Source organism: Pseudomonas fluorescens, assembly GCF_001648775.1.
In the GTDB taxonomy this organism is placed as follows: Bacteria; Pseudomonadota; Gammaproteobacteria; order Pseudomonadales; family Pseudomonadaceae; genus Aquipseudomonas; species Aquipseudomonas fluorescens_M.
On the sequence record NZ_LVEJ01000025.1, the window covers coordinates 79580 to 96643 of the forward strand.

The 17064-nt window shown below is 59.6% G+C and carries 18 protein-coding genes; 8 read left to right on the forward strand and 10 right to left on the reverse strand.

The genetic code is table 11. The features are described from left to right. The first annotated feature begins 244 nt into the window (after positions 1-244). Together A8O26_RS22770 and A8O26_RS22775 are read left to right on the forward strand one after the other, a co-directional pair. The gene (locus tag A8O26_RS22770; protein WP_064119987.1) at positions 245-1267 is read left to right on the forward strand and encodes a transporter; all 1023 of its coding nucleotides are present in this window, start codon (positions 245-247) and stop codon (positions 1265-1267) included. A gap of 248 nt (positions 1268-1515) precedes the next feature. Beyond that, the gene (locus A8O26_RS22775; RefSeq protein ID WP_064119971.1) at positions 1516-3129 is read left to right on the forward strand and encodes an inorganic phosphate transporter; all 1614 of its coding nucleotides are present in this window, start codon (positions 1516-1518) and stop codon (positions 3127-3129) included. 124 nt (positions 3130-3253) lie between these two features. On the opposite strand, the gene A8O26_RS22780 is transcribed toward A8O26_RS22775, so the two are convergent. Further along, positions 3254-4150: a LysR family transcriptional regulator gene (locus A8O26_RS22780; RefSeq protein WP_064119972.1), complete on the reverse strand. Its 897-nt coding sequence runs from the start codon at positions 4148-4150 to the stop codon at positions 3254-3256. 125 nt (positions 4151-4275) lie between these two features. On the opposite strand from A8O26_RS22780, the gene A8O26_RS22785 reads away from it, so the two are divergent. Continuing rightward, positions 4276-5034 (forward strand): SDR family NAD(P)-dependent oxidoreductase, encoded by a 759-nt coding sequence (locus A8O26_RS22785; RefSeq protein ID WP_064119973.1) that lies wholly within the window; start codon positions 4276-4278, stop codon positions 5032-5034. A gap of 46 nt (positions 5035-5080) precedes the next feature. On the opposite strand, the gene A8O26_RS22790 is transcribed toward A8O26_RS22785, so the two are convergent. Continuing rightward, positions 5081-5518, reverse strand: coding sequence for a multidrug/biocide efflux PACE transporter (locus tag A8O26_RS22790; RefSeq protein ID WP_064119974.1), 438 nt, complete (start codon positions 5516-5518; stop codon positions 5081-5083). 89 nt (positions 5519-5607) lie between these two features. Here A8O26_RS22790 and A8O26_RS22795 point away from each other — a divergent pair, with 89 nt between their 5' ends. Continuing rightward, positions 5608-6462, forward strand: coding sequence for a LysR family transcriptional regulator (locus A8O26_RS22795; protein ID WP_064119975.1), 855 nt, complete (start codon positions 5608-5610; stop codon positions 6460-6462). Positions 6463-6687: 225 nt separating this feature from the next. Here A8O26_RS22795 and A8O26_RS22800 read toward each other — a convergent pair whose 3' ends face one another. The 3 genes from A8O26_RS22800 to A8O26_RS22810 are packed head-to-tail and all read right to left on the reverse strand — an operon-like array spanning position 6688 to position 8732. After that, entirely contained in the window at positions 6688-7929 is a 1242-nt protein-coding gene (locus A8O26_RS22800) for an RNA polymerase sigma factor (protein WP_064119976.1), read from the reverse strand. Further along, positions 7922-8266, reverse strand: coding sequence for a YciI family protein (locus tag A8O26_RS22805; protein WP_008081988.1), 345 nt, complete (start codon positions 8264-8266; stop codon positions 7922-7924). The genes A8O26_RS22800 and A8O26_RS22805 overlap by 8 nt, the downstream gene beginning before the upstream one ends. Before the next feature lie 40 nt (positions 8267-8306). Next, entirely contained in the window at positions 8307-8732 is a 426-nt protein-coding gene (locus tag A8O26_RS22810; protein WP_064119977.1) for a YybH family protein, read from the reverse strand. A 141-nt stretch (positions 8733-8873) separates the two neighbouring features. Here A8O26_RS22810 and A8O26_RS22815 point away from each other — a divergent pair, with 141 nt between their 5' ends. Together A8O26_RS22815 and A8O26_RS22820 are read left to right on the forward strand one after the other, a co-directional pair. Then, a complete protein-coding gene (locus tag A8O26_RS22815) occupies positions 8874-9359 on the forward strand; it encodes a GNAT family N-acetyltransferase (protein WP_064119978.1) in 486 nt (161 codons plus the stop codon). 18 nt (positions 9360-9377) lie between these two features. After that, positions 9378-9983 (forward strand): pyridoxamine 5'-phosphate oxidase family protein, encoded by a 606-nt coding sequence (locus tag A8O26_RS22820; protein WP_064119979.1) that lies wholly within the window; start codon positions 9378-9380, stop codon positions 9981-9983. Positions 9984-10119: 136 nt separating this feature from the next. Here A8O26_RS22820 and A8O26_RS22825 read toward each other — a convergent pair whose 3' ends face one another. The 3 genes from A8O26_RS22825 to A8O26_RS22835 form a co-directional block, all read right to left on the reverse strand. After that, entirely contained in the window at positions 10120-10608 is a 489-nt protein-coding gene (locus A8O26_RS22825) for a GNAT family N-acetyltransferase (RefSeq protein WP_064119980.1), read from the reverse strand. Between the two features lie 324 nt (positions 10609-10932). Then, positions 10933-11427 (reverse strand): GyrI-like domain-containing protein, encoded by a 495-nt coding sequence (locus A8O26_RS22830; protein WP_064119981.1) that lies wholly within the window; start codon positions 11425-11427, stop codon positions 10933-10935. 68 nt (positions 11428-11495) lie between these two features. After that, positions 11496-12158, reverse strand: a complete 663-nt coding sequence (locus tag A8O26_RS22835; RefSeq protein ID WP_064119982.1) for a LysE family translocator — start codon at positions 12156-12158, stop codon at positions 11496-11498. A 139-nt stretch (positions 12159-12297) separates the two neighbouring features. On the opposite strand from A8O26_RS22835, the gene alaC reads away from it, so the two are divergent. Beyond that, positions 12298-13515, forward strand: coding sequence for an alanine transaminase (gene alaC, locus A8O26_RS22840; protein ID WP_064119983.1), 1218 nt, complete (start codon positions 12298-12300; stop codon positions 13513-13515). A gap of 179 nt (positions 13516-13694) precedes the next feature. Here the strand turns inward: alaC and A8O26_RS22845 are convergent, their stop codons facing one another. After that, on the reverse strand, positions 13695-15050 hold the full coding sequence (locus tag A8O26_RS22845; RefSeq protein ID WP_064119984.1) for a GntP family permease: 1356 nt from the start codon (positions 15048-15050) through the stop codon (positions 13695-13697). Positions 15051-15132: 82 nt separating this feature from the next. Beyond that, positions 15133-15666 carry a gluconokinase gene (locus A8O26_RS22850; RefSeq protein ID WP_064119985.1) on the reverse strand — a complete coding sequence of 178 codons (534 nt, stop codon included), beginning with the start codon at positions 15664-15666 and terminating at the stop codon, positions 15133-15135. Positions 15667-15882: 216 nt separating this feature from the next. Here A8O26_RS22850 and A8O26_RS22855 point away from each other — a divergent pair, with 216 nt between their 5' ends. Further along, entirely contained in the window at positions 15883-16914 is a 1032-nt protein-coding gene (locus A8O26_RS22855) for a LacI family DNA-binding transcriptional regulator (RefSeq protein WP_064119986.1), read from the forward strand. Positions 16915-17064 lie beyond the last annotated feature (150 nt).

A 17064-nucleotide genomic window follows, 5' to 3' on the forward strand; every position in this document is an offset into this window, starting at 1 on the left:
CGGTAAGGCGTGAAATTGTGCCGGACATCCGTGTCGGCGCGCCTTGGCTCATGGCCAAGCGCGCGCAACGTAACCTAAGCGTGATCGGCGTGCCAGAGCACTTCTTGAAGAAAATCCGACCATCGGTAAGCCGCTGATTTGACGTCATTTTGCTGTCACACAAACGTCATGTGACATTGCGATGATGCGGCTCAGTGAACCTGCCATTTACGCGACCGACGCGCCCTCTTCGCAGCGAGCCTTCATGAACCACAGCCTCGACATCAGTCATCGCGATCCTGATCTGTTCGGCCTGCTCTACGGCTTTCGTTTCCTGCCCGGCGAACGTGGCCGCGAAGTCGATTCGGCCACGGCATTGCGCTGTTTGCAGGACGACAGCGACACTGGCGAATTCCTCTGGCTGCACCTCAATCTGGCGCATGCCGCCTGCGAGCGCTGGATGAAAAGTCACCTGCAATTGCCCGAAGAGTTTTTCGAGGCGCTGCACGAAGGCTCGCGCTCGACGCGCATCGAGCACGTCGACTCGGCGTTGCTGGCGGTGGTCAACGACGTGGTGTTCAACCTCAGCAGCATGGTCTCCTCGGACGTATCGACGCTGTGGGTCTGTGTGCGCAGCAAACTGATTGTCAGCGCGCGTCTGCAACCGCTGCATTCGGTGGACAAATTGCGCTCGTCGGTGAAGGCCGGTGAGCGCTTTCGCTCGCCGTCGGAACTGCTCGTGCACTTGTTGCGCGATCAGGGTGAAGTGCTCACGCAGATCGTGCGCAAAACCAGCCTGAGCGTCGATCAGGTCGAAGACGAATTGCTGTCCTCGCGGCTGTCGACCAACCGCGCCGAACTCGGTGCCAATCGCCGCGTGCTGGTGCGTTTGCAACGGCTGCTGGCACTGGAGCCGGGTTCGTTGCTGCGCCTGCTCAACCGCCCGCCGCCCTGGTTGCAGAAGGAGGACGTCAAGGAGCTGCGCAAATCCACCGAGGAGTTTGCGCTGATCATCAACGACCTCACGGCCCTCGGCGAACGGATCAAATTGCTCCAGGAAGAGATCGCCGCCAACCTCAACGAACAGAGCAACCGCACGCTGTTCACCCTGACGGTGGTCACGGTACTGGCATTGCCGATCAACATCATTGCCGGTTTTTTCGGAATGAATGTGGGTGGCGTGCCGTTGTCGCAGGACCCGGAGGGGTTCTGGATATTGGTCGCGCTGGTGGCGACGTTTACCGTGATTGCCGGGCGTTGGGCGTTTCGCAAGCGCGGGGATTATTAACCACAAAACGCAATGCCACCGCAGGCCCAATGTGGGAGCGAGCTTGCTCGCGAAGACGGCGTGTCAGGCACCGTCATTGTCGGATGACACACCGCTTTCGCGAGCAAGCTCGCTCCCACAGGGATCTTCTTCAGTCTTCGGATCAGCGGTGAAGCTAAAACCCCAAACACTGATCTATCGCAGTCTCTCTGTAACATTCTGCAATGATCATGGGCGACACTCCTTCCCTCGCTCAGGATTGTCCTCCCATGGCTACTCCCTCCCTGACCGCCAGCCCCGCGTCCGCCGCCAGCGGCAGGCCGGCGCTCGACAAGAAAACCGGCCCGTTTACCTACGTGATCTTTTTCGCCGTGCTGGCGATGGGAATGCTCTTCACCGCTTACAGCCTCATGCACGACATGCACGAACTCGGCACGGTGGTCACCACGTGGACGCCGTTTCTGTTGCTCGGCGTGGCGCTGCTGATTGCGCTGGGTTTCGAGTTCGTCAATGGCTTCCATGACACCGCCAACGCCGTGGCGACGGTGATCTACACCCACTCGCTGCCGCCGAATGTGGCCGTGGTCTGGTCGGGGTTCTTCAACTTTCTTGGCGTGCTGCTGTCGAGCGGCGCGGTGGCGTTCGGCATCATTGCCTTGCTGCCGGTGGAGTTGATTCTGCAGGTCGGTTCGTCTGCCGGTTTCGCGATGATCTTCGCCCTGCTCATCGCGGCGATTCTGTGGAACCTCGGCACCTGGTGGCTGGGTTTGCCGGCGTCGTCGTCGCACACCTTGATCGGTTCGATCATCGGCGTCGGCGTGGCCAACGCCCTGATGCATGGCCGCGACGGCACCAGCGGTGTCGACTGGGCGCAGGCGACCAAGATCGGTTACGCGCTGCTGCTGTCGCCACTGGTGGGTTTCGGTTGTGCAGCGTTGTTGCTGCTGGCACTGCGCGCATTCGTGAAGAATCGCTCGCTGTACAAGGCCCCGGAAGGCAACGCGCCGCCACCGTGGTGGATTCGCGGTTTGCTGATCGCCACTTGCACCGGGGTGTCCTTCGCTCACGGCTCCAACGACGGCCAAAAAGGCATGGGCCTGATCATGCTGATTCTGGTCGGTACGTTGCCGATGGCCTATGCGCTGAACCGCACCATGCCGGAAGAACAATCGCTGCAGTTCGCTGCCGTGGCGCAAGTCACCCAGCAAGCGCTGGTGAAAAGTGCACCGCTGCCGACGCCGGCCGATCCGCGTGCGGTCCTATCCGATTACGTGCGCAGCAAGGACGCCACGCCGCAACTGATCCCCGCCCTCGCCGCCCTCACCGGGCACATTGGCGAAGAGGTCAAAGGCTACGGCTCGCTGGCGAAAGTCCCGGCCGAAGCCATGGGCAACGTGCGTAACGACATGTACCTGGCCAGCGAAAGCATTCGCCTGATGGACAAGAACAAGGTCGGCAATTTTGATGCTGACACCAGCGGCAAGCTGCAACTGTTCAAGCAACAGATCGACAACGCCACGCGGTTCATTCCGCTGTGGGTGAAAATCGCCGTGGCCATCGCGCTGGGGCTGGGTACCATGGTCGGCTGGAAGCGGATTGTGGTGACGGTCGGCGAGAAGATCGGCAAGACCCACCTGACCTACGCGCAAGGTGCCTCGGCGGAAACCGTGGCGATGCTGACCATTGGCGCGGCGGACATGTTTGGTTTGCCGGTGTCGACGACGCATGTGTTGTCCTCGGGGGTGGCAGGGACCATGGTTGCCAACGGTGGCGGGTTGCAGATGAAGACCATCCGCAATCTGTTGATGGCGTGGGTGCTGACACTCCCCGCCGCCATCCTGCTGTCGGGCAGCCTGTACTGGCTGTTCACCCAGATTTTCTAATCAGCAGAAATCTCCTTGTGGGAGCGAGCTTGCTCGCGAAAGCGGTGGATCAGTCAACTCTGAATTGACTGACACTCAGTCTTCGCGAGCAAGCTCGCTCCCACAGTTCGATGTGTGGTGTCAGTTAGAGCGCGGAGCGAATCAGATCGCCGAGCCAATCCATGAACACGCGCACCCGCAGCGGCAAATGTCGCTGTCTGGCATACAACAATGAAATCCCCATCGCCGGCGCCGTGAACTGCGGCAACACCGTCACCAGTTCGCCGTTGTCCAGATGCGGCTGCAAACCGGTGCGCGGCACCTGCGTCAGACCAAAACCACCGAGGCACGCCGACTCGTAAGCGTCGGTGCTGTTGACAGTAATGCTGCCAGCCATCGGTAAGCGTTTAACCTGACCGCCCTCCTCGTACACAAACCCTTCCGAACGCGACCCCAACACACCGACGTAATGCACCAGCCGATGCTGCGCGAGATCTTCCAGGGTCTGTGGCACGCCGTAGCGCGCGAGATACGCTGGGCTGGCGCAGTTGACCATAGAGAAATCACCGAGGTGTCGCGCCACCACCGATTGATCCGGCTGCGCGCCAATGCGCACCACGCAATCGAAACCCTCGCTGAGCAGATCGACGCGGCGGTCGGTGCTGCTGATTTCCAGCTCCAGGTTCGGGTGGCGATCCATGAACTGCGGCAGGCGCGGCATGATCAGGCGCCGCGCAAGAATGTTCGGCATGTCGACCCGAATGCGTCCGGTCAGCGACGCCTCGTCCTGACGGAACAGCCCTTCGATCTCGTCCATGTGCGAGAGCAGATCCTTACTGCGTTCGTACAACACCAGACCGTCCTGCGTCGCCTGTACCTTGCGCGTGGTGCGTTGCAACAGGCGCGTGCCAAGCAGGGCTTCGAGCGCCTGCACGTGCTCCGAAACCGTTGAACGCGGCAGACCGAGGTTCTCGCCCGCGAGGGTGAAACTCGACAATTCGCTGACCCGCACGAAGGTGCGCAGCAGTTCCAGTTTGTTCATGGGCCACCTATTGATTGTTCGGCTCAAGCGATCAGTGATTCCGGTTTCAGTCTGTTTATCACCACAGGGCGGATAAATAAACTTTGATCCATCATCTGATCACTCACGGCAATCGAGGAAAAACCATGAACCGCAAAATCGCATTGATCACCGGCGCCAGTCGTGGCCTAGGCAAAAACGCCGCCCTGCACCTTGCCGCTCAAGGCGTCGACATCATCGGCACTTACCACAGCCGCGCCGATGAGGCCCAGGCGTTGGTCGTGGAACTGGAAAAACTCGGCGCCAAAGCCGTGATGCTGCAACTGGACGTTGGCCGCAGCGACAGTTTTGCCGAGTTCGGCGCGAAGGTTGAACAAGCGCTGCGCGAACAATTTGAACGTCAGCGTTTTGATTTCCTGATCAATAACGCCGGGGTCGGTCTGCACGTCAGTTTCGCCGAGACCAGCGTCGAGCAATTCGACATGTTGATGAACGTGCATTTCAAAGGGCCGTTCTTCCTCACTCAGCAGTTGCTGCCGCTGATCAACGACGGCGGGCGGATCATCAACATCTCCAGCGGCCTCGCGCGTTTCACCCTCCCCGGCGCCAGCGCTTATGCGGCGATGAAAGGCGCGATTGAAGTACTGACTCGCTATCAGGCGAAAGAGCTGGGCGCACGGCAGATTGCCGTGAATACCCTGGCGCCCGGTGCGATTGAAACCGACTTTGGTGGCGGCACCGTGCGCGACAATGCCGCGGTGAATGCGATGGTCGCCGACAACACCGCGCTGGGTCGCGCCGGGCAGCCGGATGACATTGGCGGGGCGCTGGCGTTGTTGCTGTCGCCGGGTGCGCAGTGGATCAATGGCCAGCGGGTCGAGGCATCCGGCGGGATGTTTCTCTAAATACCGGGCACAAAAAATCGCAGCCTTTCGGGCTGCGATTTTTTGTTTAACCCTGACACGCATTACGCATCATCACGCGCTCACGCACCACGTCATAACCCCAGTGATACACGTAGGTGTACGGCAGGAAAAACAGCAGCACGCCGATGTCGAGCAAAAACGCCTGCCACAGGCTGACCGACAGCCACCAGGCAATCAGCGGCACGCCCATCACGATCAAGCCTCCTTCGAACAACAGTGCGTGCACCACCCGCACCCAGGCGTTGTGCGCCACATTCATGCGCTCCAGCATGCGGTCAAAGAAGCGGTTGAACACCACGTTCCAACCCAGCGCCAGCAACGCGATCAACAGCGTCACCGCGCCCATCTCAAGCATCGGTTTTTGCATGATCCACGCCAGCAACGGGGTGCAGATCAGAATGGCCAGCAGTTCGAAACCAACCGCCTGGAAGATACGTTCAGTGATGGATTTATTGGCAGTCATGGACTGACTCCTTGAGTGAAGATGGTTGCCATGATCTATCCTCAAACCGATACTTCATAATCAATAACCATCGATCAAGGCGATAGTTGATGATCTCTCAGGAAGTGCTGTTGGCGTTTGTCCAGGCGGCCACGCAAGGTTCGTTTTCGGCGGCAGCGCGCAAACTCGGGCGCAGTCAGTCGACCATCAGCGCGGCGGTGGCCAGTATGGAGATCGATCTGGATCTGCAACTGTTCGATCGCAGCAGCCGCAAACCGACGCTGACCCCGGCCGGGCATGTGATGCTGCAGCGCGCCGAGGCGATTCTGGCGGCCAGCAGTCGCCTGGAAATGACTGCACGACAGTTGTCGCAAGGCGTCGAGCCGAAGCTGACGGTGGCGATTTCCGACACTTATCAGTCGTACCGATTCGAAGCGGCGTTGGTGGGTTTTGAACAGCGATATCCGGATCTGGAGCTGGAGTGTTTGATCGCTGAGTGCGACGACCTGATCGAGTTGGTACAGCGTGGCCGTGCGCACCTGGCGTTCGCCGAAATGCAGGAGAACTATCCGCCGGATCTGGTCACCTCGACCGTGGCCGAGCGCACGGAAATCGCCTTGTTCGTCAATCGCGATCATGCGTTGGCCAGGCTTGATCACGTTGATCAGCACATCCTCGAGCAGCATCGCGAATTGCGTCTGGCGACCATCGTCAATCCGTATGACAGTCGAGGCAAAGGTCGGGTGTGGTCGGCGCCGAGTTATCTGATGTTGCTGGAAATGGCCGAGAAAGGCTTTGGCTGGGCGCCGTTGCCGCGTTGGCTGGCGCAGCGGTTTGGCAATGATCTGTTGGTTGAACTGAAAGTGCGCGGCTGGCCGAAACCGGTGTTTGTCGATGCGTTGTGGTCGCGGCTGTATCCGCCGGGGCCGGCGGGGAGTTGGTTGTTGAGCAAGATGCTGGAGTAACGGTTGAAGATCGAACCACCCTCACCCCAGCCCTCTCCCGGAGGGAGAGGGGGCCGACCGAGGTGTCTTGCGTCAGACATCGACCTGAGAGACCGAGTCGATTATGGATTGCTGCGGTATACAGGGTCGTGAAATTTGGTTCGATCATGGATTCACTGCTGAGCGTTCAGGTCGGCGTACTTCTATAGCATCCCCCAATCGGTCCCCTCTCCCCCTGGGAGAGGGCTAGGGTGAGGGCCATTCCAACGCCGAAATCCGCCCTTCGATAAATCGCCGCTCCGGCTCTTGCCGTGTCAATTCCAAGGCCCGCACATACGCCGCCCTCGCCTCCTCCACCCGCCCCAACTGCCGACAAAACTCCGCCCGCGCCGAATGCGCCAAGTGGTAATCCTGCAATTCACCGCGATCAAGAATCCCTTCAATCAGATTCAACCCCGCCAGCGCCCCATCGCGCTTGGCCACCGCCACCGCCCGGTTCAACTCGATCACCGGCGAAGGCACCGCGCGCAACAGCACGTCATACAAGCCGACTATCTGCTCCCAATCGGTTTCTGCCGCTGCCGGCGCCTCGGCATGCACTGCGGCAATCGCCGCTTGCAGGCAATACGGGCCAAACCGCCGCGTGGTCAGCGCGCGCTCGACCAGCGCACAACCCTCGGCGATCAGATCGGCATCCCAACGCGAGCGATCCTGATCATCCAGCAACACCAATTCACCGTCCGGCGAAGTGCGCGCCGAGCGTCGTGATTCGTGCAACAGCATCATCGCCAGCAGCCCCATCACTTCCGGTTCCGGCAGCAGCTCCATCAACAACCGCCCCAATCTGATCGCCTCACGCGTCAGATCCTCACGGGTCAGCTCGGCCCCGACCGACGCCGAATAGCCTTCGTTGAACACCAGATAAATCACCCGCAACACGCTGTCGAGGCGCTCGGGCAATTCGCTCAGACTCGGGACTTGATACGGGATTTTCGCATCACGGATCTTGGCTTTCGCGCGCACGATACGTTGCGCTATCGCCGCCGGTGCCGAGAGAAATGCACGGGCGATTTCCTCGGTGGTCAGGTCGCAGACTTCGCGCAAGGTCAGCGGCACTTGCGCATCCGCCGCCAGCGCCGGGTGGCAACAAGTGAAGATCAGCCGCAGACGATCGTCTTCCACGTCTTCGCCACTCCAGTCGGCCTGCTCCAGTTCTTCCAGCTGCGCCAATAACATCGGCTGCGAGGCCTTGAACCGCGCACGGCGGCGCAACACGTCAATTGCCTTGAAGCGCCCGGTCGACACCAGCCAGGTGCGCGGATTGTCCGGTACGCCGTCGCGCTGCCAGCGCTCGACCGCGACGAAGAACGCCTCGTGCAAGGCTTCTTCGGCGAGGTCGAAATCCCCCAGCAAGCGAATCAGTGTCGCCAGAATCCGCCGCGAGTCTTCGCGATAGACCTGCTCGACCCGCGCCCGAACCTCAGACATTCAACTGCCGCACCGGGCGCACTTCAACGCTGCCGACCCGCGCCGCCGGAATGTTGCCGGCGACCTGGATCGCTTCGTTGAGATCCTTGGCGTCGATCAGGTAGAAACCAGCCAATTGCTCCTTGGTTTCAGCGAACGGGCCATCGGTGATCGACAACTTGCCGTTGCGCATGCGCACCGTAGTGGCGGTCTGCACCGACTCCAGAGCTTCGGCGGCGACCATCCGCCCGCTGCCCTGAATCGACTCGGCGTAGGCCCAGCATTCGGCGTCTTCCGGGCTGTCGGGCGATGAGTGCAGCAGACGCTCGTCGCTGTAGACCAGGCATAAATACTTCATGGCGTTCTCCTGAATCGGACGGTTCAACTATGGCTGAAGATCAGGGCTGCACATCAAACAGGGTCGCGCCGCTCATCGGATCGAAAGGGGCCGACCAGTGTTCATGGGCGATTTTCCACGCCCCGCCGACCTGCCGATAGCCGGCGGTGACGCGCATCCAGCAGCTCTGGGTTTCGCCTTTCTCATTGGTGCCGCCGCAGTTGGCGACCCAATGGGCGAAGGCGATGTTGTCGGCGCTTTCGATGGCAATTTCGTGGAACTCGAAAATGTGCGGGCCGGGGCACATTTCCATGCACGCCACCCAGTGCGCGCGGTAGGCAGGTTTGCCCTTGAATTGCAGAGCCTTGATCGCGTCGAAGGAGACGATGTCATCGGCGTACAGCGCCATGACTTTCTCCACGTCCTTGGTCATGACGGCTTCGCGGTAAGTGTTGATCAGAGTCTGGATGTCAGATTGTGCGCTCATGGTGTTCTCCGTGGTTTTTGTTGTGAAGACACCCTTAGTCGTTCGGCGGTTGGGCATATCGACAGACGAAACAAAAAATTTCCGCCGTAGACAAAATCGCTAGAATCCGAGGCTCATCTTTGTAGGAAAAAGGAAATTCCCGTGTCAGCCCAACTCGTGCCGTACGACAGACTTAACGCTTTGCAGCGTGAGCAAGTCGAAGCGATTGAAATCCATGCCGAGCAGATCAAGTTCTCTGGCGATATTCATGGTGCCTTGCACACTTTGCTGTCCAAACCCGGCCCCGGCGTGAAGGGTTTTGCGCTGCTGGCGGATGAATTACCGGTGGCGTTTCTGTTGCTCAAACGCCCGCCGGTATTGCCGGATTGGGCCAATGAACACAGCGCCACGTTGCACGCATTGCAGGTTGATCGACGCGCGCAAGGCAAGGGTTACGGCAAGGCCTGTCTGCAAGCGCTGCCCGACGCCGCGCGCCTGGCGTGGCCGGAAATCAAAGGACTGGAATTGTCGGTGGACGCAGACAATGACGCGGCTATCGCGCTCTACGCCAAGCACGGCTACGTCGACAGCGGCGAAGCGTACAAGGGCCGGATCGGTTATGAACGGCGCATGGGCCTGTTTTTCTAAGTCAGCGGGAGAGCAAGGATGATCGACTCAATCGAAGCGCTGGAAGCGATTTACGGACTGCCCCACGACCGCGCGGTGCGCAAGCAGATTGGTTTTCTCAACGAGGACTATCAGGCGATGGTGCGGGTTTCGCCGCTGGTGATCGTCAGCTCGGTGGGGGCTGATGGCCTGGATAATTCACCGCGGGGTGACAAAGCCGGGTTTGTGCGGATCATTGATCAAAACACCCTGGCCCTGCCGGATCGCCCGGGCAACAACCGCATCGATACCTTGCGCAATGTCCTGCAGGATCCGCGGGTGTCGTTGTTGTTCATCATTCCGGGGATTGGCGAGACGTTGCGGGTCAATGGCACGGCGACGATCAGCGCCGAGCCGCAGTTGTTGGAGAGCTTTGCGGTGAATGGCAAACCGGCGAAAACGGTGTTGCTGGTGAAGGTCGAAGCGGCGTTCTTTCATTGCTCGAAAGCCTTCGTCCGCTCCGACGCATGGAACCCGGAAACGCATCTGCCGCGCTCCGCCCTGCCCTCTGCCGGCGCCTTCCACAAACGCCTGAACGATGGGCAGTTCGATGCCGACACTTACGATCGTGAAGCGCCAAAAAGAGTAAGCGACACCCTCTACTGAACGCGGAACTCAAAGCGCCACACCCCCCTGTGGGAGCGAGCCTGCTCGCGAAAGCGTCATATCAGTCAACAAATTGGTTGGCTGACACGGCCTCTTCGCGAGCAGGCTCGCTCCCACAGTTTTGATCAGTGCCGGGTCAGAGAGTCAGGATCATCTCGTGCCACGCCATGCCGCCGTGGTCGGACTCCGACGGTTTGATGTAGGCAAAGCCAAACCCGGCATACAGCGGAATATGCTGTTCCTTGCACATCAGATGAATCGTCGCTTTATCCATCCCGCGCATACGCTCGATGAACTCGCCCATCAAACGCTTGGCCAAACCCTGCCCCTGATAATCCGGATGCACCACCACCGACATGATCACCACGTTCGGCCCTTTCGGGTCGTGGCCGATCAGTTCCTTGAACGCCTCGTCCGACATCTGCACGTCAAACGCCGCGCCCGAGTTGACGAAACCGGCGACCACGCCATCGACCTCAGCCACGACAAAGCCTTCCGGCCAGGTGTCGATGCGCGTGGCGATCTTCTCGCGGGTCGCCGCTTCATCGCCTTCGTAGGCAACGGTTTCGATGGCGTAGCAGCGGTCCAGGTCGGCGGCGGTGACGTTGCGGATGACGGTGTTCATGGCGGCTCGGAAATCAGCAGAAGAAAGTGCCGAAAGCATAAAGGAATAAGGCCTGCATATCGATGCGCATGGGCGGCGTAAAGCTTGCGTATAAGCGCTTTTCTTCGCGGTCGGAGCGGGCTATTTCTGAGGTGTGTCTCTGACTACCCTTGGGGAAAACCGCTTATGAGCAGCGTTGAAATTGGCCTGTTGATGGTGTTGGGCATCAGTACGTTCGGCTTTATCACCTTGGGCATCGACCTGTTGCGGGCGCGACGGTCGGGCAAAGGCAAGCGCGGTTGAAAACCATGAGGTGGATCAGCGATCCACCTCATGCTTGTCGGCTCAGGCCTTGGTATCGACCGGCACGCAGATTTCCAGTTTGCCAGTGTGCAGCTTCGGATTGAAATCCGCGCTGTAACGCTCCAGTTCCGGGGCATTGAGCTCCACGTAATGAGAGGTCGGCAGCCAGGTCTTGTAGATGTATTGCAGGGTTTGCGGCAGCTGATCGAGTGGCCCTTGGTGCTCGAACACCGCGTATTGCCGGGGCAGCACTTCGACCCACTGGTAGACCTTCTGGTCGAGGTCATCGAGCTTGCTGATTTCTACCCCGGCGATGTAATCGAAGCCGCCCTTGCCGTCGAAGTTGCTGCATACCCCGTAGGTCACTTCGTTCTTTTGCCCCTGTATTTTTCCCAGGTGCGGCAAGAACTTTTCCCACAACGCGGGAATGTCCTTGGCAGTGTCTTGGGTAAAACGACCGCGAAAACCTGCAATCAGCAGGAAGTGTCCATGTTCGAAGCGAGGTTCAGCCACTTCGACGCGTTTTTGCTCATCCATGACTCGACTCCTGGCACAAGAAAAGGGGTTCGGCTGGGAGTATAGAAAGCCAAACCCGTTTCGCACGATTACAGCGCGTGCAACTGCTCGACGGCGCCCGAACCAACAAATTCGTTATAGCCAGATACGATCACGTAGACCGCGAAATAGCAGAAGATCGCCGCAGATGCCATATACGAATAGCGCAACAGCTTGTCACCCAACAGCTTGCCACCGTGGCTCGCGGCAAAGCACAGACCGGCCGACCACAACAGCCCGGCGCAGAGAAAACCGCCGAGGAACAGCGCCGAACTGAGCGGCCCACCACCGCCGGAACGGGCGATCAACGTGCCGCCAACCGCCGCGAACCAGAGAATCGCGCTCGGCGACGACATGGCGAGAAAAATCCCCCGGAAGAACTCCTTGCGATGGGAGTTCTGGCCCACTTCCGCCGTCTCGGCGAGCAACGCTTCGTGATGAATGGCCGAGTAAATCATCTTTGCCGCAAAGTAGATCAGCAGCGCCGAACCACCGATCCACAGCACCCAGCGCACGGTTTCGTATTGCAGCAAAACCGTCATCCCGGCCAGCGCCAGCACCGCATAAATCAGGTCGCCGACACAGGTGCCGAGGCCCAGTGCGAAGCCCTGAAAGTAACCGCGCTGCATCGCCAAGGTGATCATTGCGATGTTGGCCACGCCGATATCCAGGCACAGCGAAAGGCTCAGCAAGAAGCCGCTGGTGAATTCCATCTACCGATTTCCTTGGGCAAAAATGTTTGAAAAACGCGCTGGACAGTATGCCATCACTGCCCTTATCTTCCGCCACAGGTCACCGCAGTGACCGGCGTCGCTCGGACGGTTCCGGGCGCTTACGTTATCCGAGGCAACAATGGCTGAACAAGGTTCGCCGCGCCGCTTTGCGCGCATAGATCGACTCCCCCCTTACGTTTTCAACATCACCGCCGAGCTGAAGATGGCCGCGCGTCGTCGTGGTGAAGACATCATCGACTTGAGCATGGGCAACCCCGACGGGGCCACGCCGCCGCACATTGTCGAAAAACTCGTGCAAGTTGCCCAACGCGAAGACACCCACGGTTACTCGACGTCCAAGGGTATTCCGCGCCTGCGCCGGGCGATTTCCAACTGGTACAAGGATCGCTACGCGGTCGATATCGACCCGGAAAGCGAAGCCATTGTCACCATCGGTTCCAAGGAAGGCCTGGCGCATTTGATGCTGGCCACCCTGGATCAGGGCGACACCGTACTGGTGCCGAACCCGAGCTATCCGATTCACATCTACGGCGCGGTGATTGCCGGTGCCCAGGTGCGTTCGGTACCGCTGGTGCCGGGCGTGGACTTCTTCGATGAACTGGAACGAGCGATTCGTGGCTCGATCCCGAAACCGAAAATGATGATCCTCGGCTTCCCGTCGAACCCGACTGCGCAGTGCGTGGAACTGGATTTCTTCGAACGGGTGATCGCCCTCGCCAAACAGTACGACGTACTGGTGATTCACGATCTGGCTTACGCCGACATCGTCTATGACGGCTGGAAAGCGCCGTCGATCATGCAGGTGCCGGGGGCCAAGGACATTGCGGTGGAGTTTTTCACCCTGTCCAAGAGCTACAACATGGCCGGCTGGCGCATCGGTTTCATGGTCGGCAACCCGGAACTGGTCAACGCGCTGGCGCGGATCAAGAGCTACCACGATTACGGCACGTTTACCCCGCTGCAAGTGGCGGCGATTGCTGCGCTGGAAGGCGATCAGCAATGCGTGCGCGACATCGCCGAGCAGTATCGCCAGCGCCGAAACGTGCTGGTCAAAGGCCTGCATGAATTGGGCTGGATGGTCGAGAATCCAAAAGCGTCGATGTATGTCTGGGCGAAGATTCCTGAGCAGTACGCGCATCTGGGTTCGCTGGAGTTCGCCAAGAAACTGCTGGCCGAGGCCAAGGTGTGCGTCTCGCCGGGGGTTGGGTTCGGTGAGTATGGCGATGATCATGTGCGCTTTGCGCTGATCGAAAACCAGGACCGGATTCGTCAGGCCGTGCGCGGGATTCGGGGGATGTTCCGGGCCGATGGCCTGACTCCAAAAACTTCCGCCTGACACCTATCCCCTGTGGGAGCGAGCCTGCTCGCGAAAGCGGTATGTCAGGCAGCATATTGTCTGGCTGACATGGCCTCTTCGCGAGCAGGCTCGCTCCCACATTGGTTTTGGGTGAACCACGAAATCCACCCACAAAAAAACCGCATCGCTGCGGTTTTTTTGTGCCTGCGAGAAGCCGCTTAAACGAACAGCGACAACAGCAGGATAAAGCCCAACGCAACCACCGACAGGATGGTTTCCATCGCCGTCCAGGTCTTGAACGTCTCGGCCACGGTCATGTTGAAGTATTGCTTCACCAGCCAGAAACCGGCGTCGTTAACGTGGGACAGAATCAGCGAACCGGCACCGGTAGCCAGTACCAACAACTCACGGTTAACGCCCGGAATCATCCCCACCACCGGCACCACAATGCCCGCACCGGTGATGGTCGCCACCGTTGCCGAACCGGTCGCGATACGAATCACCGCTGCCACCAGCCACGCCAGCAGGATCGGCGAGATCTGCGCACTCACGGCCATGTGGCCGATCACGTCGCCCACACCGCTGGTCACCAGCATCTGCTTGAAGCCACCGCCAGCACCAATGATCAGGATGATCGCGGCGGTGGGCGCCAGGCTTGCGTCGAGCCACTTGAGCATCTGCTGGGAACCGATGCCCTGCTTGTGCCCGAAGGTGTACAGCGACAGCAGCAGCGCCAGCAGCAGTGCGGAGATCGGGTGACCGATCATGTCCATCCAGGTGCGGAAGAAGTGACCGTCCGGCAGCGCGACGTCAGCAAAGGTTTTCAGCAGCATCAGGAACACCGGCAACAGCACGGTGATCAGGGTGATGGTGAAGCTCGGCAGCGTGGCCGAGTCGTCGTTTTCGCGGGCCAGTTGATCGACCAGTTCCTGATTCGGGTGACCGGGAATGTGCTTGGCGATGAACGTACCGAAGATCGGACCGGCAATGATGGCGGTTGGCAGCGCAACGATCAGACCATAAAGAATGGTCTTGCCGATGTCCGCGCCGAACACGCCGATGGCCAGCAACGGGCCTGGGTGCGGTGGCACCAGACCGTGCACGGCGGACAGGCCGGCGAGCAGCGGGATACCGATCTTGATGATCGACACACCGGTGCGGCGCGCGACGATGAACACCAGCGGAATCAGCAGAACAAAACCGATTTCGAAGAACAGCGGAATGCCCACCAGGAACGCGGCAAACATCATCGCCCACTGGACTTTGTCTTTACCGAACGCACGGATCAGGGTCTGGGCGATCTGATCCGCCCCGCCTGATTCGGCCATCATTTTGCCGAGCATGGTGCCCAGCGCGAGGATGATGCCGACGAAACCGAGCACGCCACCGAAGCCGTCCTGGAACGCCTTGATGATGGTGCCGATCGGCATACCCGAGGTCAGGCCGAGGAACGCCGCGGCGATGGTCAGGGAGATGAATGGGTGAATCTTGAATTTGGTAATCAGGATAATCAGGCCGATTACCGTGACCACTGCATCGAGCAGCAGGTAGGCGTCGTGGGACATGCCAAACATTGGGGGTGTCTCCTGGATTGTTGTTGTTATTAAAGCGGGTTAAACAGAAGTCGGGAGGACAGCGCTAGCTCTTTCAACACACTCATACCGCCTGCTTCAGACCGTGGGCCTGCCACCAGACATGAGCCTGGGACGCCAGTTCTTCAACGCTGTGGACCGAGGCATTCAGGGCCAACGTCAACGGCTCGCCCTTGGGCGATTCGAGGGTGGCGAACTGGCTTTCGATCAACGTGGCCGGCATGAAGTGGCCCGGACGATGGGACACACGTTCAGCGGCGACTTCAGGGGTCAATTCAAGAAACACGAAACCCAGGCCCGGCAAGGCGCTGCGCAACACTTCGCGATAACTGTGTTTAAGGGCCGAGCAGGTCAGCACCGGGCGTTTGCCCGATGCATCGACGCGACGCAGTTCATCGCACAGGCTGTCGAGCCAGCCGGCACGGTCGTCGTCGTTCAGGGGGATCCCCGCGCTCATCTTTTCGATGTTCGCGGCCGGATGGAAAGTATCGCCTTCAATGGCAGTGGCGCCGCTCAATTGGCACAGGGCCTCGCTGACGCACGTCTTGCCGCAACCGGCAACGCCCATGATGACCAGGGCGGTGATGGGATGACTCATATAACACCTCAGCGCGCAGACAGCGCTACCTTTGCTAGCTATGACTCTAGTGCACAGGCAGAAGTTGCCGACGCCTTCTTGTCGTTTTTTTGGGTTGCAGCAGGTTTGCGCCCAACGCCAAAAAGCGAAGATCAGGCAGGACCTCGCTTACGCATTTACAGCTGCATCAGGACAGCGCTACCTTAGTGCCTTGATTTTTGTTTGGCAAGCCGCCCGATGACCTCCCCTAAAAACGATAAAAACACGCGCACCACTGGCCGTCCCACCCTGAATGAAGTTGCCCGCCTGGCCGGTGTCAGCCCGATTACCGCCTCCCGCGCCCTGCGTGGCGTCAGCACCGTGGCCACCGAGCTGGTGGAAAAAGTCCAGAAAGCCGCCCTCGAACTCAACTATGTCGTGAACCCCGCCGCCCGCGCTTTAGCTTCGGCGCAGAGCCATTCGGTGGTGGTATTAGTGCCTTCGCTGTCCAACCTGTTGTTCATCGATACGCTGGAAGCCATTCATCGGGTCCTGACGCCCAAGGGCTTCGAAGTGCTGATCGGCAACTTCCACTATTCCCGTGATGAAGAAGAAAACCTGCTGCGCAACTACATGGCCTACCAGCCGCGCGGTTTCTTGTTGACCGGGTTTGACCGCACGGAAAGTTCGCGACGGATGATCGAGGCGAGCAACATTCCCTGCGTGTACATGATGGAACTCGACAGCGCCGCCGGGGTGAATTGCGTCGGTTTCTCGCAACTGAGTGCAGGTGAAACGGCGGCCGAGCATTTGCTTTCTCGCGGGCGCAAGCGCCTGGCTTATATAGGCGCACAACTCGATCAGCGCACCTTGTTGCGGGGTGAAGGTTTTCGCAAAGCGTTGCAGAAGGCTGGCCGTTATGACCCGGATCTGGAAGTGCTGACGCCGCGTGCCTCGTCGGTGGGGTTAGGTGGGGAATTGTTTTTGCAGTTGCTCGCGGCGCATCCGGATGTTGATGCGATCTTCTTCGGTAACGATGACCTGGCGCAGGGTGCATTGCTGGAAGCGTTGCGCCACGGCATCAAGATTCCCGAGCAAGTGGCGATTCTTGGTTTCAACGACTTGCCGATGTCCGAACACATGGTGCCGCGTTTGAGCAGCATCAACACCCCGCGTGAAGCAATTGGCCGGCGGGCGGCGGAGCAGATGCTGACGTTGATGGCGGGTAACAGCGTTGCCCGTCCGGTTGAAGACATGGGTTTCGAGCTGAAAATCCGCGAAAGCACCTGACCTCCCACAGGTTTTTGCGGTGTTCACAAATCCAGAGTTCGACCACAATCCCTGTGGGAGCGAGCTTGCTCGCGAAGGCGTCATTTCAGTCGACATCTTTGTTGGCTGATCCACCGCTTTCGCGAGCAAGCTCGCTCCCACATCTATGGT

Excerpts from the sequence above, each read along its gene's own strand:
- A8O26_RS22775 (WP_064119971.1), top strand. The coding sequence starts at position 1,516 with ATGGCTACTCCCTCCCTGACCGCCAGCCCCGCGTCCGCCGCCAGCGGC.
- alaC (WP_064119983.1), top strand. The coding sequence starts at position 12,298 with ATGGCTGAACAAGGTTCGCCGCGCCGCTTTGCGCGCATAGATCGACTC.
- A8O26_RS22810 (WP_064119977.1), bottom strand. The coding sequence starts at position 8,732 with ATGAGCGCACAATCTGACATCCAGACTCTGATCAACACTTACCGCGAA.
- A8O26_RS22835 (WP_064119982.1), bottom strand. The coding sequence starts at position 12,158 with ATGGAATTCACCAGCGGCTTCTTGCTGAGCCTTTCGCTGTGCCTGGAT.
- A8O26_RS22830 (WP_064119981.1), bottom strand. The coding sequence starts at position 11,427 with ATGGATGAGCAAAAACGCGTCGAAGTGGCTGAACCTCGCTTCGAACAT.
- A8O26_RS22820 (WP_064119979.1), top strand. The coding sequence starts at position 9,378 with ATGATCGACTCAATCGAAGCGCTGGAAGCGATTTACGGACTGCCCCAC.
- A8O26_RS22785 (WP_064119973.1), top strand. The coding sequence starts at position 4,276 with ATGAACCGCAAAATCGCATTGATCACCGGCGCCAGTCGTGGCCTAGGC.
- A8O26_RS22855 (WP_064119986.1), top strand. The coding sequence starts at position 15,883 with ATGACCTCCCCTAAAAACGATAAAAACACGCGCACCACTGGCCGTCCC.
- A8O26_RS22795 (WP_064119975.1), top strand. The coding sequence starts at position 5,608 with ATGATCTCTCAGGAAGTGCTGTTGGCGTTTGTCCAGGCGGCCACGCAA.
- A8O26_RS22825 (WP_064119980.1), bottom strand. The coding sequence starts at position 10,608 with ATGAACACCGTCATCCGCAACGTCACCGCCGCCGACCTGGACCGCTGC.
- A8O26_RS22805 (WP_008081988.1), bottom strand. The coding sequence starts at position 8,266 with ATGAAGTATTTATGCCTGGTCTACAGCGACGAGCGTCTGCTGCACTCA.
- A8O26_RS22845 (WP_064119984.1), bottom strand. The coding sequence starts at position 15,050 with ATGTTTGGCATGTCCCACGACGCCTACCTGCTGCTCGATGCAGTGGTC.
- A8O26_RS22770 (WP_064119987.1), top strand. The coding sequence starts at position 245 with ATGAACCACAGCCTCGACATCAGTCATCGCGATCCTGATCTGTTCGGC.
- A8O26_RS22790 (WP_064119974.1), bottom strand. The coding sequence starts at position 5,518 with ATGACTGCCAATAAATCCATCACTGAACGTATCTTCCAGGCGGTTGGT.
- A8O26_RS22800 (WP_064119976.1), bottom strand. The coding sequence starts at position 7,929 with ATGTCTGAGGTTCGGGCGCGGGTCGAGCAGGTCTATCGCGAAGACTCG.
- A8O26_RS22850 (WP_064119985.1), bottom strand. The coding sequence starts at position 15,666 with ATGAGTCATCCCATCACCGCCCTGGTCATCATGGGCGTTGCCGGTTGC.
- A8O26_RS22780 (WP_064119972.1), bottom strand. The coding sequence starts at position 4,150 with ATGAACAAACTGGAACTGCTGCGCACCTTCGTGCGGGTCAGCGAATTG.